General features: G+C 48.8%; 17 protein-coding genes and 2 tRNA genes. 3 read left to right on the top strand and 16 right to left on the bottom strand.

Features of this window, described 5'->3' with window-relative positions; translation table 11 throughout:
* Positions 1 to 15 precede the first annotated feature (15 nt).
* From WH37_RS33485 to WH37_RS10060, 5 genes are all read right to left on the bottom strand, one after another.
* On the bottom strand, positions 16 to 1,047 hold the full coding sequence (locus WH37_RS33485; RefSeq protein ID WP_052736914.1) for a sigma-70 family RNA polymerase sigma factor: 1,032 nt from the start codon (positions 1,045 to 1,047) through the stop codon (positions 16 to 18).
* Between the two features lie 71 nt (positions 1,048 to 1,118).
* Positions 1,119 to 1,277 carry a hypothetical protein gene (locus tag WH37_RS35495; RefSeq protein ID WP_156182293.1) on the bottom strand — a complete coding sequence of 53 codons (159 nt, stop codon included), beginning with the start codon at positions 1,275 to 1,277 and terminating at the stop codon, positions 1,119 to 1,121.
* Positions 1,278 to 1,301: 24 nt separating this feature from the next.
* Positions 1,302 to 1,604: a helix-turn-helix domain-containing protein gene (locus tag WH37_RS10070; protein ID WP_046230451.1), complete on the bottom strand. Its 303-nt coding sequence runs from the start codon at positions 1,602 to 1,604 to the stop codon at positions 1,302 to 1,304.
* Positions 1,601 to 2,437, bottom strand: a complete 837-nt coding sequence (locus WH37_RS10065) for a phage regulatory protein/antirepressor Ant (protein ID WP_046230450.1) — start codon at positions 2,435 to 2,437, stop codon at positions 1,601 to 1,603. Before WH37_RS10065 ends, WH37_RS10070 begins: the two co-directional genes overlap by 4 nt.
* Before the next feature lie 122 nt (positions 2,438 to 2,559).
* Entirely contained in the window at positions 2,560 to 2,757 is a 198-nt protein-coding gene (locus WH37_RS10060; protein WP_046230449.1) for a helix-turn-helix domain-containing protein, read from the bottom strand.
* A 183-nt stretch (positions 2,758 to 2,940) separates the two neighbouring features.
* Here WH37_RS10060 and WH37_RS37245 point away from each other — a divergent pair, with 183 nt between their 5' ends.
* From WH37_RS37245 to WH37_RS10045, 3 genes are all read left to right on the top strand, one after another.
* A complete protein-coding gene (locus WH37_RS37245) occupies positions 2,941 to 3,522 on the top strand; it encodes a helix-turn-helix domain-containing protein (protein WP_052736913.1) in 582 nt (193 codons plus the stop codon).
* On the top strand, positions 3,523 to 3,981 hold the full coding sequence (locus WH37_RS10050; RefSeq protein ID WP_046230448.1) for an ImmA/IrrE family metallo-endopeptidase: 459 nt from the start codon (positions 3,523 to 3,525) through the stop codon (positions 3,979 to 3,981).
* 104 nt (positions 3,982 to 4,085) lie between these two features.
* Positions 4,086 to 5,363: a tyrosine-type recombinase/integrase gene (locus tag WH37_RS10045; RefSeq protein ID WP_046230447.1), complete on the top strand. Its 1,278-nt coding sequence runs from the start codon at positions 4,086 to 4,088 to the stop codon at positions 5,361 to 5,363.
* A gap of 76 nt (positions 5,364 to 5,439) precedes the next feature.
* Here the strand turns inward: WH37_RS10045 and WH37_RS10040 are convergent.
* The 11 genes from WH37_RS10040 to WH37_RS09990 form a co-directional block, all read right to left on the bottom strand.
* Positions 5,440 to 5,525: transfer RNA gene (locus tag WH37_RS10040), tRNA-Leu, on the bottom strand.
* Positions 5,526 to 5,546: 21 nt separating this feature from the next.
* Positions 5,547 to 5,623 (bottom strand) — tRNA-Ile (locus WH37_RS10035).
* Between the two features lie 442 nt (positions 5,624 to 6,065).
* Positions 6,066 to 7,643: an ABC transporter substrate-binding protein gene (locus tag WH37_RS10030; RefSeq protein WP_231594179.1), complete on the bottom strand. Its 1,578-nt coding sequence runs from the start codon at positions 7,641 to 7,643 to the stop codon at positions 6,066 to 6,068.
* Between the two features lie 6 nt (positions 7,644 to 7,649).
* Positions 7,650 to 8,534, bottom strand: coding sequence for an ABC transporter ATP-binding protein (locus WH37_RS10025; RefSeq protein WP_046230446.1), 885 nt, complete (start codon positions 8,532 to 8,534; stop codon positions 7,650 to 7,652).
* Between the two features lie 5 nt (positions 8,535 to 8,539).
* Positions 8,540 to 11,476, bottom strand: a complete 2,937-nt coding sequence (locus tag WH37_RS10020; RefSeq protein ID WP_046230445.1) for an ABC transporter permease — start codon at positions 11,474 to 11,476, stop codon at positions 8,540 to 8,542.
* 3 nt (positions 11,477 to 11,479) lie between these two features.
* Entirely contained in the window at positions 11,480 to 12,574 is a 1,095-nt protein-coding gene (locus tag WH37_RS10015) for an efflux RND transporter periplasmic adaptor subunit (RefSeq protein WP_046230444.1), read from the bottom strand.
* The gene (locus tag WH37_RS10010) at positions 12,540 to 13,310 is read right to left on the bottom strand and encodes an ABC transporter ATP-binding protein (RefSeq protein ID WP_074904616.1); all 771 of its coding nucleotides are present in this window, start codon (positions 13,308 to 13,310) and stop codon (positions 12,540 to 12,542) included. The genes WH37_RS10015 and WH37_RS10010 overlap by 35 nt, the downstream gene beginning before the upstream one ends.
* Positions 13,311 to 13,554: 244 nt before the next feature.
* Positions 13,555 to 14,202, bottom strand: coding sequence for an orotate phosphoribosyltransferase (gene pyrE, locus WH37_RS10005; RefSeq protein ID WP_046230443.1), 648 nt, complete (start codon positions 14,200 to 14,202; stop codon positions 13,555 to 13,557).
* 1 nt (position 14,203) lies between these two features.
* Positions 14,204 to 14,935 (bottom strand): orotidine-5'-phosphate decarboxylase, encoded by a 732-nt coding sequence (gene pyrF, locus WH37_RS10000; protein ID WP_046230442.1) that lies wholly within the window; start codon positions 14,933 to 14,935, stop codon positions 14,204 to 14,206.
* 133 nt (positions 14,936 to 15,068) lie between these two features.
* Positions 15,069 to 18,290 (bottom strand): carbamoyl-phosphate synthase large subunit, encoded by a 3,222-nt coding sequence (gene carB / locus WH37_RS09995; protein WP_046230441.1) that lies wholly within the window; start codon positions 18,288 to 18,290, stop codon positions 15,069 to 15,071.
* The gene (locus tag WH37_RS09990; protein ID WP_046230440.1) at positions 18,277 to 19,428 is read right to left on the bottom strand and encodes a carbamoyl phosphate synthase small subunit; all 1,152 of its coding nucleotides are present in this window, start codon (positions 19,426 to 19,428) and stop codon (positions 18,277 to 18,279) included. Before WH37_RS09990 ends, carB begins: the two co-directional genes overlap by 14 nt.
* Positions 19,429 to 19,472: the final 44 nt, after the last annotated feature.

Raw genomic sequence — 19,472 nt, 5'->3', positions numbered from 1 at the left:
CCTTGTACCCTCCAATTAAAGATAGTTTTTGAGTAACGATTTCAGCAGCCCGTTTTCACGTTCCAGATCAGACACCCGATTCGCAGCTTTTTCAAACTCCATTTGCGACGCCTCAAAGCGTCCCATCCAAAATTCAGCCGTTTTTTCAGGTTGATGTGATACGATCGGCGGATCCTGAACACTTGGATCGTCAGATCCTTGACCACCTTTCGTTGACTTATTGGACATGCCGACTAAACCCCATGATTTTTTACTTTCATAAATGAATGTCTTAGACACCTTAAATTCCTTGGCGATTTCGGTATCAGCAACGCCACGCGCCTTGCAGGCCGCATAGGCATCTTTCGTTAATTTCTTCACAGCAGCATCCCCCTTATAATCAAAATGACTACTAGCCTTCCTGCGCAGCTCAGCCACCGCAATTTTCATGCGCGTCGTGGACAATCCTAATTTGGGAGCTGCTGCAGTCGGATCCATGCCCTTGTTCAATAATTGAAGTATCTTGCGTTCAACCTGGCTCAGCTCGTTCACAAACAACGAAACATTTGCCTCCGTGTCGTCTATTTCCTCTGGCAGCACATCGCATAACGTGCCACAATCCTCGCCTAGCGGTGCATCCAATGAAGAAGGTTTAGATTCACGTAAGTAATTCAAAGCTCGCTGTGCAGCCAATTCATTCGCCTGTAGCTGCTGCGCTATTTCAGCTGCTGGTTGCTCCGTTAGACCTTGTTTCAGGATTTTCCCAGCAAGGTTGTAGACAGCCTGCGAAACTTTAATCGGCTGGTACTTCCACAAATATTTTCCGATCTCGCCCAGGATATATGGCAGCGCGAATGATGAAAACTTTACTGATTGGCCGCGGCTATTTAGGCGGCTTGGATCAAAGCGCTTGTGGGCCTTAATCAGCCCAATTGTTGCCTCGCTCTCCAAATCTTCCTTTGCAATGCCATGCTGACCAATAGCCCAGCGATAACGCCCAATAGCATAACGAACGAGATAAAGATGCTGGTCAATCACATTTTCTAAATGAGCAGGTTCCGCATTCAAATGAGCCGCCCTCTTCCGTTCAAGGCCATTGCGTGATACAATAGCCCTATTCAAATTGTTTCTTTGGGCTGTTACGGAGTCGGATCCGTAGCAGCCTTTTTCATTGCTGCAATCTCTCCGTCAAGCCAGTCCAGCGCTGCCGGCAATACGTCCGGCTCAGCAAGGTGTGGATAGTTAATCAGCCGCCAACGCATGCGCTGCAGGTCATACCTTCGCCATGTCATAGCCATTTGGCTTACTCACCTCCCTTCTATTTAGGGTTGATTCGGCTTGTAGTTAGATTCTTCTTGCTGTTTCATCCACTTATCTAGGCTGCTGGAGCTGAAAAGATAGCGCGGATTCTTACTGCCATCTGCTCCAACTATCCGGTATGGCAGCTTTTTGGCTTGGCACATTCTCCGCAGCGTGTATTCACTCATCCCCAAGTATTTCAATGCTTCTTGGAACGTAAGTGTTACATCCGATTGAACATTCAGGCTTTCACGTATCCTCTGTTCAGCTGCTGCGACTTCCTCTGCGATAATGGCACGAATGGCTGCTTCGATTGATAGGTTCACCCCGCTACCTCTCTTTCGATCACAGGCAGAAATCCTTTTTGTTTCAATAATTCATAAATGAATAATCGACCCTTTTGGGTCCATTTAGTGCTAACCCTTGAATTATCAGCATCAATCACGTGAGTCGTGGTTTGCGTGTATCCCTTATCTTGGTATTTTGCATAGAGTAACCAAATGTCACCTTGCTTGAATTGAACGTCAAGTTCATAAAGCTTCTTATTCAGAGCCATAGCACTCAAGCCGTAATCCTTCGCAATCTTGGAAACTGATAGAAGCGATTTGTTTTGGAGCACCATGTCATAATAGGAAGCCTTGGGTTTAAGCTCGTTGTTCTGCTGTACGAGAACCATATTAGTTGTTTGAAGCTTTTCGTTTTGTTCAACTTGCTCGACCAATTGCAGCAATGCTTCTTTATAGGTAGATGGCAGTTGAAACATAAGTTGTTTTTCCATATCTTCAAACTTAGTTACGTATGCAGCTGTAAAGAGCACGCCTTTATCACCCGTCATTTTGTTTGCTACCATGTCACAGCCTTTGCGGGTTAGGAGATAACAAGGTCGTGGCTCGCCCTTCCCGTCAACATAACTACTCTCGATGAAAAAATGTTTCGAAACTCCCTCAACTGTACCGTGTGTCCTATTGAATAATTCTGTTGCCATCTTTACGTAATCCTTACCGCTCTCAACGTCCTCAGATTTGAGTGCGTCGAAAGATTTAATATATCCGCGAATATCTCGCAATAGATTATCGTGTCTCGCACCTGTCAGCTCAGCGACATTTCGACTATCCATGAGCAGTTGGCCGTTCTGATTTACAATCGTAATTTCAAACATCTTTATTTCCCCTTCCTGTAATAAGGTAAGCGTATCGGTGAATTACTACGTCTGCGCTACGGATTTTACTGACTAACCGCCTTCAAAGCGGAGAGTTCAGGGCCGCTAATGACCCAAATCAGCTATCTTACCAATGCGTCCACGGTTGAACCCAATGCGTCTGCCATTTTTACCAAGGTGTCAGCCGTAGGGCCAGATTCTTTTTTATCCAAGCTGTAGATGACGGTCATTGAAACTCCACTTTCCTTGCTGAGGCGATAGCGCGTCCAGCCCTTTTCCTTAAGCAACCTGTCCACATTCCCCTTAATTGCTGTTCCCATGTTCGTTCACCTCCTGAAACAAATATACTACCGTATTAGGTATGTATCAAATATCAAATACTACCGTTTTAGGTATGTAAGTTTCGTTTTTCTCCTAATTTCTTCTGATTACTTGACCTAGTACCTAATTCCGTTATATTATTACCTCATAGGGATATAATTGAATATGTGAGGAGAGTACAAATGAGCATTGCAAATAGAATTGTAAAGTTGATTGAGAAAAAAGGAGTCTCTAGGTACCAATTGGCGAAACTATCCGGTGTTCCGTATACAACCCTAATAAAGGTTTTAGACGGAACAACAAAGAACCCTCAAATTGACACGCTAAATTCTATAGCTAAAACTTTAGATGTTTCGATTGAAGATATTACACAACCGTGGGTGAGCGAGATTATTGAAGGGCTACTCGAAACTTATAAGTTTAGTTATGAGGACTTAGCTAAAGGAACCAGTCTAACTACAGAGTACCTTACCAGTATCGATGATCTAGTTCCTGGCCCGTGGGATTACGAATCGATAGATAAAGTGGCTAAATTTCTTCATATTAGCAATATACCTATTCGAGCCGCCTTGGCAAGACAAGAACCACCTGCATACAACGGGCCATCGATGACAGCTGAAGAAGCTTTTGCAGATGAGAAATTCTACGAACCCGAAACCATCGCAGCTCACCATGTCGGGGAAGACTGGTCGGAGGAAGAACTTGCGGAGATAGAACAGTTCAAGCAATTCGTGAAAATGAAGCGGCAGAAGGGCGGACAATGAATGAATTATGACGCTCTGTTAATGGAGGCTACACGGCATGATGTAATTGTATTCGAGAAGAAAATGACTCCTCGCATTAAAGGGCTATACGCCGATAAAGTTATCTTCATAAATAAAGATCAGTCAGAAGTGGCTAAGGCTTGCGTCATTGCAGAAGAAATTGCCCATTACCATACCAGCTCAGGCAACATCCTTGATCAATCCAACATCCAGAACCGCAAACAAGAGCTGCGGGCCAGGCAGTGGGCTTATCAGTGTATGATTCCTTTGGATCGCATTGTACAAGCCCACCATGCCCGAATATCAGGCCGATATGATCTGGCAGAATTTTTAGGCGTTACAGAAGACTTTTTACAGGCAGCTATTGATCGCTATACCGAAAAATACGGATTATCAGTTAAGGCCGACGACAACCATATTGTGCTGTTTGACCCATTAGGCGTTGTAGAATTAATTTAACAAGATTAATACACGAAATGAGATCCTACCCTTTCGCGCTTTCCGGCCTAAAGGCTGTTTATCATACATCAAAAAAGAACATACGTTCTATTGGAGGAAAAAAGATGGCAAAAGGAAGCATCGAAAAACGAGGAGAAAATACCTGGAGGTTAACTGTAGACCTTGGCCTAAATGCTGACGGCACCCGCAACCGGCCACGCCAAACAGTCACAATTGAAGACGAGGCGCTGCTAAGAACAACAAAACGCTTGAAAGATTATCTGGATGACCAATTAGCAGCGTTCAAACTAGACGTATTGAGCGGGAACTATATCGCACCTGCTAAACTAACATTCAAAGATTTTTATGAGAAGGAATGGATACCAAAGTATGCTGCGATAGAGTTAAAAAATGGGACCACTCTAAAGTCACACTGTTCGAAGATCAATAACCACGTATTGCCCAGAATTGGGCACAAACGCATCGACGAAATTACAACGATGCAATTGGTTAAAATGTTTGCTGATCTACGTAAGCCAGGCGCGCGCGTAGACAAACGAGGAGGTAAAGACACGTTATCATCCCGGACGATTCAATATACCTATGACGTAACGAATAGTGTGTTCGCGAGAGCCGTTGAGTGGAACGTACTCAAAGTAAATCCGCTGGATGGTGTTAAGCGACCTCAGATTAGCAAAGAAGATAAGAAGGCGCGAAAGGATCGGAAAAACTACTACGAAGATGATGAAGCGACAGCAGTAATTGATGCGCTGCTTGAAACTAAATCGGTATGGCGTATGTATTTTCTTGGGGCAATTATGGGAGGCTTTAGACGCGGCGAGTTGATCGCACTTGAGATTGATGACTGCGACTTCGTGAATTGTCGGCTGCGGATCGATGAGAGTATATCGAACACCGAAAACAGTCAAGCCGACATTACTGACACCAAGAACGAAGCATCTAACGATTATGTGGACATGCCACTGTGGTATATGGAAGAGTTGGCCGCTCACATCAAAGCAAACCGAAAGCTTAAATTGAAACTGATGGACAAGTGGGAAGGTGGGGATCGCAATTTCGTTTTTCACTCTGGATTGGGTAAACCATACTATCATACAACGCCGACCCAAAGGTGGGAAAACTGGTGTAAGAAAAACGGGTTCCGATATGTAACCCTGCACGGCCTACGGCATACGAATGCAACGTACTTACTAGAGCAAGGTGCATCTATTAAAGAGATACAACACCGACTGAGACATGCTACATCGCAAGTCACCAGCGATACGTATGCCCACGTGACAAAAAAGCTCAGCCGCAAGACCGCTTCGCACCTTGATAAGTTCGACCCAAAAGTTCGTCCCCAATCCGTCCCCAACGGCAAAAACGACGCCCATTCTTCTTGATTTTGTCGAATCAAAAAGCGCCATACAAAAACAAAAGACCCCTTATGTATCAAGGGATCTCAAGGTGTTTTCGGTATGCCGAGGACCGGGATCGAACCGGTACGGTAGTCACCTACCGCAGGATTTTAAGTCCTGTGCGTCTGCCAATTCCGCCACCCCGGCATAATAGATTGAGGTGTACAATGGTGGGCCCTGAGGGACTCGAACCCCCGACCAATCGGTTATGAGCCGACCGCTCTAACCAACTGAGCTAAGGGCCCTCATAAAACGTCTAGCAAGACGATTTAATAGAAAGCGGCTGTATATTCCATTCGTACAACGCATCAATTTGAAATGGCGACATGAATTAATATACAATATATGAGATAGTGAAGTCAAGCATTTTTCTTCATTTTTTTAATCTTTTGAATTAAATCAAAAATCTCACGCCGTAACGTCCCCGCTTGGAGCGAAAAACCTCAACCTCCTGTGGACACTCGTAGCCATATATCCACCAGTCATTTTCCATTCTCCGCACAAGGCAGCCTGCCTGAAATTTTGTCTCATATAATCGAACCCAATAGATCCACCTCAATGGTATCCCTCCTCACTCATTAGAATACCCAAAAAAGGCTAAATACAGTAATCCATCGACAATTTATACCTTCAAAAACAAACGTCCCGTACAAAGCCATTTCAGGCTTCTTACGGGACGCTCTTTTTTTATCCTGCTGGTACTGCTGCTTCAGCTTCTTCCTCTACAGGCTTGGTGCTGGCATCATCCGTGCCTGCTTCCGCTGCCTTTCCGGAATCTGTCTTGGTCGGCTGTTTTTTAATCTTCTCCAGTACAGCATTACCTTTCGTTTCCCACTCGGCTAATGCTTCCTTCGATGTTATATCGCCCTTAATGACCTTCTGGAACAGCTCGTAAGAAGCATTTTGCGCTTCCCAAATGCCCGGCTTTTCGCGGTACAGCTTCTCTGTATCGACGCTTTGCGGCGGAATAGGTTTAAGGGCAGTAAAGGCATTAATGTTGTAATTCATGCCGTTTTTAGGCTTAAGGAACTCTTTGCGCGCAACGAGCTCATACGTGCTGCGGGACTTCATTTCCGCCCATTCCTTGCTGTTTGTAAATTGAATGAATTTCCAAGCATCCTCGGAGTTTTGAGCGTTGTTGTTAATCCCCATCAGCTGGCTGAAGTAAATGGCACCGCCGATGCCTGGTGCCTCCTCATGCGTCGGATAGGTCACAACATCCCAATCAAATGCCTCAAAGTCTTTAATTTTGGAAGCATTGTTCATCGTATTGCTCAGCTCATTCACATAATTGTAATCTGAGATCGTCATGGCTACTTTGCCACCCGCAAACAAATCGCCTTGTGTAGGGTTGTAAACGTAGTTGCCATCTGCGGATTCCTTGTTTAGCTCTTCATTGATTTTATTAATATCCTCTTGATCCGGCACAACATCGTCTCTGTACAAGCTAGAGACCGTATTCCATACATTTTCCCATTGCGGCGTGTTGACCAGCATTTTCTCGCCTTTATCGTCCCACATTTTCAGTTGAAGCGCCGAGCTGTAGGTTTGAATATCAGAGTTGAAATCGCCGCCGTTCCAACGGCTGAAGGTCATGCCATATTTACGGTCAACGCCCTCTCCCTTGCTCACAAGACGAGCTTTGTCCATAATGTCCTTCCAGGTCATATTGTCTGTAGGAGGCTCTACGCCAGCTTCTTCAAACAGCTTTTTATTGTAATAAAGAGCCGATGAGCTGAACGTTGGCGTCAGGGCGTAGATGTTGTTGTCGCCAGCGGATTTAATGCCATCAATGACAGTCGGCACATAATCAGTCAAATCGAATTTGCTTTGGCTGATCAATGGGTCGAGCTGCTTCAGCAGATTATCCTGCACGAGACGGCGCAGCATGTTGTAATCCAGCACCACGACATCGACAGGATTATCGCCAGTCAGCATATCTTTCATTTTCGCATACGGATCTGGTTGATCGATATTGCCGTTCTCATCCGGAGTCTGGTAGCGCATATCCGAGTAGTCAATTGCGCTTACGATTTCAAAATCGATCTCCGGGTTCATCATTTCATACGTATCGGTATATTGCGAACGGAAATACGGCTCATTATCTGCTCCCCCATACAATACACCTATACGCAGAACATGCTTCTCTGCTGTACTTTGCGCACCGCCGCTGCAAGCCGCCAAAATCGACGTTGCCACCATAAGTGTCGCAGGGACAACAACCCACTTTTTAATCATTTTTCTATTAGACAACCGTTTCTCCATCCTATTTTACCCCCCTAATGATTTAGGCGGCGAAATGACGATTCGCTCACCATCAAATTCCATTGTCGCTTTATCTGTTATGCCTAGTGTGGTTAAATATTCCTTCGGCACCTGGAGTCTTCCCACCCGGTCTACGACGACATAAGCTTCATGAACAGCCTGAAGTCCTTTGCCTGAATGCTCTTCCTCACCCCCAACCGTATTCATATTGGGATTGCGCTTAATAAACTCGGTACTCGTCAAGCCGTCGCGAATCGCAACGACACGGTCCACTTTGCCCGCCAATGAAAGATCATGGGTAACAATAACAATCGTAATGCCAATTTCACGGTTCAGCTTGCGAAAAATATTCATGATCAGATCCGAGGTTGCGGTATCCACCGATCCCGTCGGCTCATCCGCCAGCAGCAGCTGCGGGCGATTGCACAAGGAAATCGCAATCGCGACACGCTGCTGCTCCCCGCCGGACAATTGATGGAGCTTGTTGTTCATCCGCTCCTTGAGCCCTACCCATTCCAGCAGCTGCTTGGCATAGGCACGGTCGACCTTGCCCGAAAGCATCATCGGCATTTCCACATTTTCCAGCGCCGTTAAATACGGCAGCAGGTTGCGGGCGTTATTTTGCCATATAAAACCGACCGTTTCCCGCTTGTATTTCACGAGGTCGTCCGGGGTGATTTTCAGCAAATCCCACGGACCCACTCTGACTTGGCCAGCAGACGGGTGGTCGAGGCCGCCCAAAATATTAAGCAGCGTCGACTTCCCGCTTCCGCTGTTCCCGATAATCGCCATCAGCTCGCCTGGGTTTACTTTAAGATTAAGACCCTGCAGAGCGACAACCTCGAGATCATCCGTTTTGTAAATTTTGACTAAGCCTTCGCAATCGATCATAGCTGTTAGCGCTCCTCTCCCATTTTAACCGCCTGATGCACCCGCAGCCTGCGAATATGCAGGAAGAGCAGCAGCGCTCCAGTAATCATCATGAAAGCGACGACGATAAACAGCTGATTCGTATCCTTCGCTTCGAAGACGACGCGGAACGGCGGCACCGTTTCTGTCGCATTTTCGGCCGTTTGCAGGAACGGCAGGAACAATAGACTCGTCAGCTTGCCAATCATAACGCCTAGACCGATGGAAAGTCCCGCTGTAAACAGCTGCTCCAGCATGAGCATGCCCGTGAGCTGCTTGCGCGACAGCCCCATCGCCCGCAAAACACCAAATTGCACGACCCGTCCTGAAAGATTAAAGAACCAATACAGCACGTACCCTGTCAAAGTGACGATGACGGATACGAGAAACCCGAGACTGAGAATCCCGAATACGCCGCCTCTGGTCGGAAGCTTGGACTGGATAATCAGTTCATTGCGTACGTCCTTGACGGTAGCGACTTCAATGCTCTGCTTTTGCAGTTCTTCCAAAATCGGCGCAACTTTAGCGCCATCCTTCATTTTGAGCCAAACCTCATAAGGCATAATCGGAAGCTGATCATAAATGTAATCGAGATTTGTAATGACGAACGGCGATTGATCCGGATATTGCGTCGGCCAATAAGGCAGGATGCCAACGACTACAAAATCCAGCTTGCCTTCGGTAAAGCCAACCGACATCGTATCTCCCGGCTTAAGCTGATACTTCTCCGCTACTCCAGTTGGAATAAGCGCCGCATGCTCATACATGCCCAAATAGTTCAAATACGTAAACGGATGTGTTGGAAACAGGTCATTGCGGAACCAAGCTACCTTGGAGAAATCGACATTGTCGATACCCATCACCGTGCCCTGACCAATGGAGCGCCCCGAAACGACAATGTTCCCTTTCGTTTGCAGCACGCGTGCTGCAGCTTCAACACCTTCCATTTTGCGGAACAGCTCAAAAGGCGGTTCACTGTACAAAATGCGCGTAGGCACAGGCTGTTGCGCACCGCCTCCACCGCCGCCGGACCCTCCGCCAGCTCCACCACCAGAGCCGCCCCCTGACGAACCGCCTCCGTTGCCGCCGGAGCCATTTCCACCGCTGCCGCCATTGCCGCCGCCGTTTCCATTGCTGCCCCCCGTATATTTCACCTCTGGCGTGCCATCCCATACCGTTTGAATGACGACATCCGTGCCGAATTTATACAGCGTACGCTCCGTCGAGTTCAAATCAATCGTACGGGCAGCAGATGCGTTATATACACCGAGCCCGAGTGTCAATACAAGCAAAATCATCAACGGGTAATAGCCTTTGGAAGAACGCGACAACTGGGTAAGCGTTAAATAAAGCGGAACGGGTAAAAATCTCCGGCCCAGCCAGTTAAACACCTTCAGCAGCCACGGGAACAACCGCAGGAAAAACAACCCCATTGCAAAAATGGATAAAGCCGGTACGAAAAACAGAAACGGCTGCACATTAAGCTGATCCGTCGTAAGTCCAGTCTGGAAGGTCAGCATTTGGCGCTGATTGAACATATACCAGCCATATCCGGCTGCGCCAAGCAGCAAAACATCGATAAACCAGCGCTGCCAAAACGGACTGCGGTCCGAACGCGCTAAATCTCTCTTGTAGCTGACAATCGACGATCTGGCATAAATAATCGCCGGAATAATCGTCGATAGCAGCGCCAGCACGACGGCAGCTACGCCTGCAATCATCGCCTCAGTCGAGAAGCCGACCGGGATCGACGTCCGATTGACGAAGGACAGGAAACCATTGGCCGAGCCGATGCTTTTCGCCATAAACCAGCCGAGGAACGGACCGCATACTAAAGCGATCGCCCCAAGCAGCAAGCCCTCCAGCAAATAAATCCAAATGATTTGCCTCGTTCCTGCGCCGCGGCTGCGAAGCACCGCAATGTCGCTGCGCTGCTTATCAAGAGACTGCCGGGCATTCATCGCGATAAAATAAAACACCATCGCAAGCATCGGAGCTGCCAGCGTGAACAGCAGCGTCTGAAGCTGCAAGCTCTGCCGCTTGAACTCGATGAGCGTATCGGCAAATGAAATTTCCACCTTCGTGTCTGTCAAACGCTGATACAGCTCGATATTCAAGCGGTCCAGCGTTCTTCCGAGCGGCGACAGCTGACTCGTCTGCACCTGAGACAAATCGAAAGCATAATACCAGCTTGCATTGTTAAGCGGAATTTTTTGCTGCTCCAGCAGTGACTTCATAAATACGTTCTCGTTAATCTGGAGCGTATTCATTAGTCCTTCAAGCCCTTGATACCAATAAGGATCGGTGTCATTCAGCGGCTTGACAGCTCCGACGATTTTGACGCGCAGCGTCAAATTCAGCCCGCTATAGATCGGGTATTCAAATAAATCCCCAATATGAATATCATTGCGGTACATCGCCTCTTCAAGCATGACCGCTTCCATAACGCCGTCTTTATCGACCTTGTCGGTAAACCAGCGTCCTTGCATAATCTCGGTTTTGCCTTCCAGCTCCGACATAGACATTAATGTCATCTGACGGGTACGGCTCGCATCCACCTTGGTCGGGTCTTCTGGTACTACATCAGCGCCGCGAAGCGATAAGCTGCGAACAAAGTTCTGATAGGCAAACCCGATTTCATTCGGTACATCCTCTTTAATATATCGGTCAACCTCGGTCAAAGCTGAAAGATCGGTTGACTGCCCGCCAGGCGACTGATACCGCATCAGCAGCGAGCCTGCTGGCAAGCCGGTGCTCTTCTCCTTGAGCGAGGCAGCAACTACGCGCTTGAGCGCCCCATCCGCATACATCGGGATGCTGGTTGCAAAAGCAACCGCAATCGTTAGACCCGCCAAAGCGCTAAACGTCAGCCAACGGGTGTTCCACATTTTGCGGAACAAAAATCGCAGTAGAGGTATTCCCATCGGCTATCGACCTACAACTTTCTGTCCCGGCTTCAAGCCTTTCAAAATTTCAATTTGTGTAGCTGTCTGCTGTCCAACCTCCACGTCCACTTCACGTTTTCCGTCTGCGTCAATGACTTGCACGTAGGTACGCGATCCAATGGAACGCAGTGTAGATGGCGGGATTACGATGACGTTTTCCTTGCGCTTCGTAATAATACTGATCGAAAGCGGAGTACCGCGAGTCAAGTTTTTAGGCAAATTCTTAATTTCCACCTGCATAAAATCTTCCGGGCGCTCTTTATCCGTATTATTTCCGCTACCTGAGCCGCCATTGCCACCTCCACCATTGTTGCCACCGCTAGAGGAATCGTCATTGGTCATCGGCATCATTTTCACCGTACCTTTGAACTGGCCAGCATTGCTGATTTCAGCTACAATCGGCATGCCGACGACGATTTTCGCCCGCTCATCCTTCGTCAGCTTCGCTGCCGGAATAAGCGTCGTTGTATCGGCAATGACCGCAATTGTGCTGTACGCTTTAATCGCTGCACCCTTCTCGACATTGAGTGAAACAACCGTGCCGCTAATCGGCGCTGTCAGCGTAGCCTTCGCAATGTCAGCCTCCTGATCGACCAGTGCCTGTTTCTTCTCTTCAAACAAAATCGATCTTTCTTCAAATTCTACCGGGTCCATCTCATCGCGCGTTCTCAGCGCTTCCTTCATCGCCGTCTCTTCCTTGCGGAATGCCAGCTTATCCATGCGCAGTTTCTTGGTTAGCTCATCTACATCAAGCTGGCCAATAACCTGGCCCGCGGACACTTTATCGCCAACCTTAATGTTCAGCTCTTTCAGGTTTTTACCGTCAAGGGTGAAAAAGAGAGGCTCCTCGCGGGATGAAATCAGCTTGCCGATTACGTTAACCTTCGTCTCCAGCGTATCTGTCGTTACTTCATATTCTGGCTTCTTGGAAATTTGGGGCGGAGCAATGGAAGGCAAAACTTCCTCTTCTTCTTCAGCAGGCAGCAAGGAGCAGCCGCTAGTTATTAACATGATTGCAGCAAGACTTATTATTGCGGGACGTTTAAATAAATTTCCCGTCAACCATTTCATAGACATGGTCGGCAACCTCCATAATAGTAGGATCATGTGTCGTCATACAAATCGTAACTTGTTCCGTGCGAATAATTGTTTTAAAAACACTCATAATTTGAGCTGCCATGTTTGAATCCAGCTCTGCGGTCGGCTCATCCGCCAGCAGCAATATCGGCTTGTGAGCAATCGCCTTCGCGATAGCTACGCGCTGCTGCTCGCCGCCGGACAGCTCGAAGGGACGATGGTTCATCCTTTTCTCAAGGCCGACCAGCTCCAGGCAGTGGTCCACCCGTTCCTTCCACGTTCCACGCGGAACGCCAGCCATCCTTAGCGACAGCTCGACATTCTCCTTCGCAGACAGCAGCGGCATCAATGCGAACGCCTGAAAAATAAAGCCCATTTCCTTGCGCCTGACAAGAGTACGCTTGTCGTCGCTCAGCTTATGAAAGGGCCTGCCGTTAAACCAGATTTCGCCTTCAGTTGGCGTATCCAGTCCGCCCAGACAGTTCAGCAGCGTCGTCTTGCCGGAGCCGGAGCGGCCGCGAAGCATAACGAGCTGATTTTGCCTAAGCTCCATATTAATGCCTTTGAGCACGCGCAGCGGCGCGCCGCCAGCCTGAAATACCCGTTCAACATTCACAACGGAAAGCAGTTTTTCATTATGTACTTCTTTCTCTAGTTTCAGATCCTGCTTTTCTTCCTTCACTAGATCGGGCTCTGACGCCGGTTGCTCATCCTTTTTTTTCTTGCTAAATATCATAGCTGAATTCTATACCTCCTCTTAAGCAGAGCGCCCTAGGATGACAATCAGGCTGCTCAATTAAAAAACCTTCATAATTCTCATCTTAACGTGTTAGACGAACGATTACAGCAAAAAGTTACAACAAAATCCGACGATTATAAAATTTTTACAAAAGCTTAAATGAGTAGAACAACCGGAAACGGCTACTTATATTAAAAAACTCCAGCCCTTCCGGATGGGAAAGACTGGAGCGCTGCTCATTCTATTGGCCGAACCCTTGCGGATTTTCGCGCCATGCTTGCAGTTTCAGCATATCGTCGCTTTGCACCTTGCCAAGCTCTACAGCTGCTTCAATAAGCTCGGAATAATTCGACAACGTTTCGAGCGGCATATTCGCCTCGGCGAATGCCGAAGTTGCCTGCTCAAATTGGTAGGTGAAAATCGCTAGCACCGCCAGTACCTCGGCCCCTGCCTCGCGAACGGCAAGCCCCGCTTTCAGCGAGCTGCCTCCAGTTGAAATCAAATCCTCAATGACGACAACCTTTTGCCCAGGCTCAATGCGGCCTTCAATTTGGTTCTGCTTGCCATGGCCCTTCGCTTTATCGCGAATATAAGCCATCGGCAGTCCAAGCTTATGCGCCACCCAAGCCGCATGGGGAATACCGGCTGTCGAGGTGCCCGCGATCACTTCCACATCCGGATAACGCTCGCGAATGACAGCTGCGAAGCCATCAGCAACGAGCTCGCGAATAGCCGGGTAAGACATCGTTAGACGATTGTCGCAATAAATGGGCGACTTAAGACCGGAAGTCCACGTAAAAGGCTTATTTGGGCTAAGGGCTACTGCTCCGATTTCGAGCAGGCTGGCAGCAATCGTTTTAGGCAATTCCGAAAGTTTAACTTGGCTCATCTTAAATCAGCTCCTCAATAATCGCTTCTAATACTGCTCTTGAATTTGCGGCAGCCGTAATCGGCCGACCGATAACCATATAGTCCGTCCCTTGCTTTAACGCTTCTGCTGGTGTCATAATGCGTGATTGGTCACCCACATCCGCACCTTTCGGGCGAATGCCCGGCGTCACCGTCTGGAAGGAAACACCACATGCCTGCTTGATGGCCTGTACTTCAGCAGGGGACGCAACTACGCCATTCAAACCCGCAGCACGGGCAAGCTCTACATAGCGCAGAACAGCCTGTTCAACCGTTCCCGCGATGCCGATTTGCTCATTGAGCATCGCTTGATTGGTGCTGGTCAGCTGGGTCACTGCAATAATGCTTGGCCTCTCTTGCCCAGCCGCAAGCGCAGCTTCCATGCCTTCGACCGCCGCCTCCAGCATCGCGCTTCCGCCAGCGGCATGGACATTGAACATGTCGACGCCAAGCCGGGTCACGCTGCCCGAGCCGCCTTTGACCGTGTTCGGAATATCATGCATCTTCACATCAAGGAAAACGCGGTAACCCCGCTCCTTAAGTCCCGTTATAAATGCGGGGCCCGCAGCATAAAACAGCTGCATACCCACTTTCATATAACAGGGAATACCTTCAAGCTCATTCAATAAGCGCTCGGCAGAAGCCGCATCCGCATAATCGAGCGCAACCATAATTTTTCCGGCTGCCTGTTCCCGTTCCCGAGTCAAACCCATCGTTAACCGTCCCCTTTGCCGTATTTTTGTGAAATATGCGCATTAAAAAGGCCATCCGCCGGACCACGCAGCCCGCAAAAGCAAAGCCATTTGCGGGCCGCAGGCAACCGGCGCTGGCCGTGCTTGCTAAAACTTATTTGTGCAGCAGGGTAGGCATCGAACGCGAGGAGAAGTTGATTGTCTCCATCATCCGCAGCAAGGCGCGAACCGTATCAAGCGACGTCATACATACGACGCCGTTCTCAACCGCTTCACGGCGAATACGGAAACCGTCGCGCTCAGGCGTTTTGCCTTTTGTCAGCGTATTGAAGACGAATTGTGCTTTGCCTTCACGAATCAGATCAAGAATGTTCGGCGATCCTTCGCTAAGCTTATTCACTGTCGTTACCGTCATGCCAGCTTCCTCAAGCATAGCTGCCGTGCCGCCAGTTGCAATGATTTTGTAGCCAATGCTGTAGAAGCCACGAAGCAATTCGAGCGCTTCTTCTTTATCTTTATCCGCAACGGTCGCAATAATCGAGCCTGTTGTCGGGATTTTCATGCCTGCGCCTAGCAAACCTTTGTACAAGGCTTTCGCATATTGCACATCGCGTCCCATAACCTCACCCGTCGATTTCATCTCCGGTGTCAAGGTAGGGTCAACACGGCGCAGCTTCGCGAACGAGAATACCGGAACTTTAACCGATACGTACTCGTCTTCAGGCCACAGTCCATCTTTATGGCCAAGATCCGCCAACTTAGTGCCAAGAATCGCTTGTGTCGCGAGGTTCGCCATTTGCAAGTTCGTTACTTTGCTCAGGAATGGAACGGTACGCGACGAACGCGGATTCACTTCAATGACATACACGATCTCGTTATGAATAACGAACTGGATGTTAACCAAGCCGATTACGTTCAGCGCCTTGGATACTTTAATCGTAATGTCGACAATTTGCTCCTTCACGCTGTCAGACAACGATTGCGGCGGGTACACAGCGATCGAGTCGCCGGAGTGAACGCCTGCACGCTCAATATGCTCCATGATGCCCGGAATCAATACCGTGTCGCCGTCACAGATAGCATCAACTTCCGCTTCCATGCCAAGCATATAACGGTCGATGAGAACAGGATGCTCCGGATTGATTTTTACCGCTACTTCCATGTAGCTCAGCAAATCTTCATCCGAATATACGATTTCCATAGCGCGGCCGCCCAAAACGTACGATGGACGAACGAGTACAGGGTAACCGAGCTTTTGTGCAGTTGCTACTGCTTCACCAACAGAAGTTACCGTGCTGCCTTCCGGCTGAGCAACGTTCAAGCCGCGAAGCAAAGCTTCGAACTTTTTGCGATCCTCCGCCATATCGATGCTTTCTAGGCTTGAGCCGAGAATTTTCACGCCAGCTTTGGATAGCGGAGCTGCGAGGTTAATCGCCGTTTGACCACCAAACTGCACGATTACGCCGATTGGCTTCTCTTGCTCAATAACGTTCATCACATCTTCAAGGAATAAAGGCTCAAAGTACAGGCGGTCTGATGTGCTGAAATCGGTCGATACCGTTTCTGGATTGTTGTTGATAATAACCGCTTCATAGCCAGCTTTCTGAATCGCCCATACGGCATGAACCGTCGAATAGTCAAACTCAATGCCTTGTCCGATCCGAATCGGGCCAGAGCCGAGTACAAGCACTTTCTCTTTCGTCGAAGGCGCTACTTCGTTCTCTACCTCGTATGTCGAATAGTAGTAAGGCGTGCTCGCTTCAAACTCAGCGGCGCAAGTATCAACCATTTTGTATACAGGAACGATATCAAGCTCTTTACGGTAAGTACGAATATCATGCTCATTCGTGTGGCTGCCATTCGGATTGCCTTCTTTGCGAAGCTCAGCGATCGAACGGTCGGAGAAGCCTTTGCGCTTCGCTTGGTACAGCGTTTCACGCGAAAGCGTCGCTTCTTGGCGGATTTTGTCCTCGAATGCTACGATGCCTTCGATTTTGTCCAGGAACCACCAGTCGATGTTCGTCAGATCTTGAATTTCCTGCAAAGCATAACCACGGCGGAACGCTTCAGCTACCAGGAACATGCGCTCATCATCCGGCTTTTGAAGGCGTGTGCGCAGCACATCATCGCTGAGGTCAGTCGCTTCCTTCAAATGAATGCGATGCGCGCCAATTTCAAGGGAACGAACCGCTTTATGAATCGACTCCTCGAATGTACGGCCAATCGCCATAACTTCGCCTGTCGCTTTCATTTGCGTGCCAAGCTTGCGGTTCGCATTCACGAACTTGTCAAACGGCCAGCGCGGAATTTTCGATACGATGTAATCGAGCGTAGGCTCAAAGCAAGCATACGTTTGGCCGGTTACTGGGTTCACGATTTCATCAAGCGTGTAGCCAATTGCGATTTTAGCAGCCATTTTAGCAATCGGGTAGCCTGTCGCTTTGGAAGCCAGCGCCGAAGAGCGGCTGACGCGCGGGTTAACTTCAATTACATAATATTGGAAGCTTTGTGGATCAAGCGCGAACTGTACGTTACAGCCGCCTTCGATGTTCAAAGCGCGAATGATTTTAAGCGAAGCGGAACGAAGCATTTGATACTCGCGGTCCGACAGCGTTTGGCTAGGCGCTACTACGATACTGTCACCAGTATGTACGCCAACCGGGTCAAAGTTTTCCATGTTGCAGACAACGATACAGTTGTCATTCGCATCACGCATAACTTCGTATTCAACTTCCTTCAAGCCGGCAATCGATTTTTCAATCAAGCATTGGCCGATTGGACTGTAACGGATACCGGAAGCAACCGTCTCCAGCAATTCTTCTTCATTTGCGCAAATACCGCCGCCTGTACCGCCAAGCGTGTAGGCAGGACGAACGATAATCGGATAGCCAATTTCATTGGCAAAAGCAACTGCCGCTTCAACTGTCGTTACGATATCGCTCTCAGGTACCGGCTGCTCCAGCTCGCGCATCAGATCGCGGAACAAATCGCGGTCCTCGGCTTTCTCGATAGCTGTCAGCTGTGTGCCGAGAAGCTGTACATTTTCCGCTTCCAATACGCCAGCGCGTGCCAGCTCTACCGCCATGTTAAGGCCTGTTTGGCCGCCAAGCGTCGGCAGCAAGCCATCCGGACGCTCCTGACGAATGATTTGCGATACAAATTCAAGCGTAATAGGCTCGATATATACTTTATCAGCCATATTTGTGTCTGTCATAATGGTAGCCGGGTTGCTGTTAATCAATACAACCTCGTAGCCTTCTTCCATAAGCGCCTGGCAAGCTTGCGTGCCAGCATAGTCGAATTCAGCGGCTTGGCCGATAACAATAGGGCCGGAGCCGATGACGAGAATTTTTTTGAGTTTATTATTTTTGGGCATACTGAAGCTCCCCTTTCACCTTCAACGTTTCCGCGAGTACGACTTGGCGACGCTTTTGCGGGTTATTTAATTTATGTGTGCGAATCATACTCAGGAATTCGTCAAACAGATAGCTGGAATCATACGGTCCTGGAGCAGCTTCCGGGTGGTATTGCACCGAAAATGCTGGATGCGTATTATGCTTCAGCCCTTCAATCGTACGGTCATTGTTGTTGATATGCGTAACGGTCAGACCGGAGTTCGCAATCGAATCTTCCATTACGGTGTAGCCATGGTTCTGGGAAGTAATGTAGCAGCGGTTCGTCGCTAGTTCCTTCACCGGATGGTTTCCGCCGCGGTGGCCGAATTTAAGCTTCGTTGTATCAGCGCCGCAAGCAAGTGCGAACAGCTGGTGCCCAAGGCAAATGCCGAAGATCGGGTATTCGCCGAGCAGCTCGGAAATCATTTTAACCGCATGTGGAACGTCTTTCGGGTCCCCAGGGCCGTTGGACAGCTGAATGCCATCCGGTGCCAGGCGGCGAATTTCTTCAGCCGTCGTGTCATGAGGCACAACAACGACGTCGCAGCCGCGCTTAGTCAGCTCGCGCAAAATGCCGCTTTTTGCACCAAAGTCTACAAGCACAATGCGCTCGCCATTGCCTGGGCTGGAGAATACATGCTTCGTAGATGTGCGTGCTACTTGATCCGTCATTAGCGTAGACAAGCCAAGGCGCTCTTGCAGCTCCTCAATGCGCTCGTTGCCTGTAGTAAGCAGGCCTCTCATCGTGCCATGGTGACGCAAAATCCGCGTCAGCATGCGCGTGTCGATTTCGCTGATGCCCGGAATGCCATACTCCTTAAGCAGCTGCTCAAGCGAATATTGGGCGCGCCAGTTGCTCGGCACCGGTTCATTGCGGCGTACGACAAAACCGTGGATATACGGGCGAATCGACTCAAAGTCATCGCGCGAAATGCCGTAGTTGCCGATCAGCGGGTAAGTCATCGTTACGATTTGTCCACAATAGGACGGATCAGACAATACTTCCTGATAACCCGTAATTCCTGTATTAAAAACAACCTCACCCATCGTTTGCACTTCCGCGCCGAAGGATAGTCCTGTAAACAACGTTCCATCTTCCAATAATAATCTCGCTTGCATCCGTCTCACTCCTCAGGTCTTCGTATTCCTATATGTCAATTAGC

The organism is Paenibacillus algorifonticola (assembly GCF_000971975.1).
Taxonomy (GTDB): domain Bacteria; phylum Bacillota; class Bacilli; order Paenibacillales; family Paenibacillaceae; genus Pristimantibacillus; species Pristimantibacillus algorifonticola.
The sequence above is the reverse complement of the archived record's forward strand: the minus strand, read 5'-3'. Positions and strand labels throughout refer to the sequence as shown.